General features: G+C 63.2%; 1 protein-coding gene and 1 pseudogene. Both read right to left on the bottom strand.

Annotated elements, in window-relative coordinates:
• Positions 1 to 1,795, bottom strand: a pseudogene (locus tag AC1DYX_RS30390) (hypothetical protein); the annotation flags it as partial.
• A 157-nt stretch (positions 1,796 to 1,952) separates the two neighbouring features.
• Positions 1,953 to 2,372, bottom strand: a 420-nt coding sequence (locus AC1DYX_RS30385; RefSeq protein ID WP_477265832.1) for a hypothetical protein, incomplete at its 5' end; no start/stop codon positions are given.

Here is a 2,372-nt window from a genome sequence, read left to right as displayed (position 1 = left end):
CCTTCACGCCGGTCGGATAGGTTTGCGAGGACACACGGCCGGTGTTGGGCTCGTAGCTCACCGCGCTGATGAAACTGGGGCCGTTCGTGACCGTAGTGCGGCTGCTGGTGGGGCGGCCCTGGTTATCGTAGGCGTATTGGTGGCTGACGTTATTGGTGGCGCTGCTCTGACAGAGCTTGCCTTTGCCCATAGCCGGGTTGGCGGCCATGCAGGAGCTGCCGTCGGCGTTTTTGTCGTAGCGCCAGGTGCTGGTGTATTCGGGCTCGACGCGGCTGGTCATACGTCCCAGCACGTCGTAGACCATCGTGGTCTGGGTACCACCCTTGGCCTGGTTGGGACTTTGCTGCCACACCAGCTCGCCCAGCGCGTCGTAAGCGTAGTTCCACACGCCCGTGTCGGGGTCTTGCATCTGGGTCTTGCGGCCGCGGTAGTCATAGACCAGCACGGTCGCATTGCCCGTCGCGTCGATGGTCTTGACCAGGTTGCCGAAGGCGTCGCGCTGGTGGATCAGGGTCGCGCCGACGGCATCGGTCACGACCGTCATTTGGCCGAGAGCGTTCTTTTCTTCGGTGCGCTGCTGGCCCTTGTCGTTGAACGTGATGGTTTTTTGCCCGCTGTAGGTAAAACGGGTCAGGGCCACGGTGCGGCTGCCGAAATTGGGACCGTAGCCCATCGAGCTATGGGTACTGTTGCCCTTCGGGTCAGCCACGAATACGTAGGTGGGGCGCCCGAGTGCGTCCACCTGCACCCAGGTCAACCCGACATCGTTGCTGCCGGTGGTGCTCGAGCTGAGGGTGTTGGCAAAGTAGGGTTGGGTTTGCTGGACCTTCACGCCGTACTGGTCATACGTGCTATCCGTGAAAGTGGGCACGTGGGCGACGGTGCTGGTCTGGGCGCTGCCGTCGAAGCTGTCGGTGACGCGGCGGATTTCCCGGCCCAGCGTGTCGGTGTAGACGCGCTTGTACGGGCCCATCGCCACGCCGTTGGCGTCCAGCGGCACGCTGTGCACGAACATCATCGTGTCCGGCAGGAGCTCTCCGCTCGGCGGCGTGGGGCAGCTCAGGGGATCGCCGTTGGCGGTATTGCTGTTGCTGCTGGTGTCCACGCCCTGCCCGGCGATGATGCAGTACGCCGTGACGACGCTGGTACCGTCCGCGTGCAACTCGCGCGTCACGCGTCCGAAGTCGTCGTACTGCCAGCTGGTCGTCAGGCTGTTGGGGCCTGTGAGGCTGAGCATCACGCCAAAGCGCGGGTCGTAGCTGCGGTTCTCGCTGAAGGCCAGCCCGGCGGGGTCCACGGTCTGGGTAGTGGCGAACAGCCCGGCGGGAACGCTGACGTTGACGTTGGTATTGCCTACCTTGATGGTCTGGCTGGATACCGCCGCGTAGGCGCTGCTGGTATTGCGCGTGGCGAACAGAGCTTGGCCGGTCGCACCCTGCCCGTTGGCGATGGTGGCACTGACACGGTTGCCGATGAAGTCGTAGTCGTAGCTGGTGACCGTGGCCAGTTGCGGCGAGTCGGGCTCGATCGTCTCGCTCTTGAGCAGCCCGCCCTTGGCACCGTCCGACGGACCATAGTAGGTATAACTCGTGGTGCGCGTGTAGTTGAACGGATTCGACGGCACTTGCGCCTGCGCCGGATGCCAGATCAGCACGCCCAGCAGCGTAATGAAGGGGGAACAGCGCATCAACGCCTTGAGGGCGACAATCACGCCGGCCATGTTGCCGACCCGCTGGCGGCCCGGGTCTTCAGACGTGCCGCACCCTACATGCCCAACCTCTGATGTGAGCTTCATTTATTATTCCTGCAATCTATAAGTAGGTCGAGCTGACCTATCGACAGTTTGGCGAGTGACATCTGAAGGCCGCCCACCACGGATGTGCACGCACGCGCCTGCACATCCAGACCGGTGCCGCCGGGATGAGCCCCGACAGCGGATACTCTTGAGCGAATCAATCGTCCATGWGCAGATTGGTAATGATGTTCATTAACGTGCCGATCGGGACAGGTGTCGGCGTCGGCGTGGCCGGGACGGTATTGGCAACGGCCGATGTCCCCTGGCTGACCGTGCCCGCAACCGCGCTCGGCACCTGGCTGTTGACGGTGGACCGGCTCATCCTGCCGATCACCCATGCGCACACCAGACCGCTGGCGTCGGTGCAGGCGGTATTGTTGGCCGTCGTATCCAGCGTGTTCGTCACGGTTTTTGTGAACGTCTGCGACACGCCGGCAACCGTGCCCGTTGTCTGGGTTTGCACCTGCAGGGGCTCGCCCGAGTCGGAGAATTGCGTGACGGTCGTAACCTGCTGGGGCAATGCGGTACCGTCCAGATCGTTGCCTGAGCTGACGGTCTGATAGACGTAAGGCCTTGC

The organism is Massilia sp. P2_C2 (assembly GCF_056404615.1).
The sequence above is the reverse complement of the archived record's forward strand: the minus strand, read 5'-3'. Positions and strand labels throughout refer to the sequence as shown.